The organism is Bacteroides sp. 2_2_4, from assembly GCF_000157055.1.
Lineage (GTDB): Bacteria > Bacteroidota > Bacteroidia > Bacteroidales > Bacteroidaceae > Bacteroides > Bacteroides ovatus.
In genome coordinates this window covers 1-810 of sequence record NZ_EQ973407.1, presented here as the reverse complement: position 1 = coordinate 810, position 810 = coordinate 1, and the positions used below count along the sequence as shown (strand labels likewise).

Annotated in this window: 1 protein-coding gene; it reads left to right on the top strand. The window is 56.0% G+C overall.

Annotation, left to right across the window (positions count from 1 at the left end; all coding sequences use genetic code 11):
• Positions 1-214 precede the first annotated feature (214 nt).
• Positions 215-511: a hypothetical protein gene (locus tag BSCG_RS30225; protein ID WP_175285344.1), complete on the top strand. Its 297-nt coding sequence runs from the start codon at positions 215-217 to the stop codon at positions 509-511.
• Positions 512-810: the final 299 nt, after the last annotated feature.

Below are 810 nucleotides of genomic sequence, written 5' to 3'. Positions count from 1 at the left end.
CCGTCCGCAGGGGGCAAACAGTCAGCCGGGCACGCCGCCAGGCGCAGCCCGCAGGAACAGGAAACCCGCAAGATGTCGGAAACCCTGCAGGGAACCGGGATAGGCAGGGGTAACTAAGGGGTGGTGGTCGGGGTGGCGGCTTGCCGCCACAGTGGTGGCGTTTACATTCCGCAGGGCGCAGTCCGCAAGGGTGAACATTAAACGGAGTAACTTTATGCCCGTTCCTGAAACAACGGAAAAGCCCGCAAACAGCAGGAATATTTGGAAGATGCTGTTATGTTTAATTAAAGCACAAAATCCGGAACGGTTTTGTGCTTTAATTAAACATAATTGCTCTTCCGGATTTCCTGCGCAAAAGCTGCACTCCATCAGAAAAACCGGAAGAACACGGCGCAAGCAGCATCACGTCAGCATGGCGGCGGAAGCTTGCGCCGCCTTCTATCCAAACAGACAAACCCGCTCAATCATAAAACACGGGAACCCCGCACCGAACGGCTGCACTCCTGACTAACAGCCCGTTCCTATAGTCAGACGAAGAGAGGTAGCGGATTCTCGCCTTAGTCCCGGCGTTAGTGCCGGGCGGAGCGAAACCGCACCGGGCATCACAGCTGTCACCCGTGCCGCAAGGGATACCACTGCATAGGCTGTCGCCTGTGGTCCGGCTGTGCCGGGGTGTGGGCGGGAGCCGGAGCTGAATGCATCAGGCGGTAGTAACTTCTGTAATCACCCACTTGGCAAGCCTCGACTGTTATACACCGGAGTAACTTTTGGGGAGACTTCCCCAAGAATGTTCCATAGAAACACTGTCAG

Bases quoted from the DNA above. Each gene is read 5' to 3' on its own strand.
- BSCG_RS30225 (WP_175285344.1), top strand. From the start codon at position 215: ATGCCCGTTCCTGAAACAACGGAAAAGCCCGCAAACAGCAGGAATATT.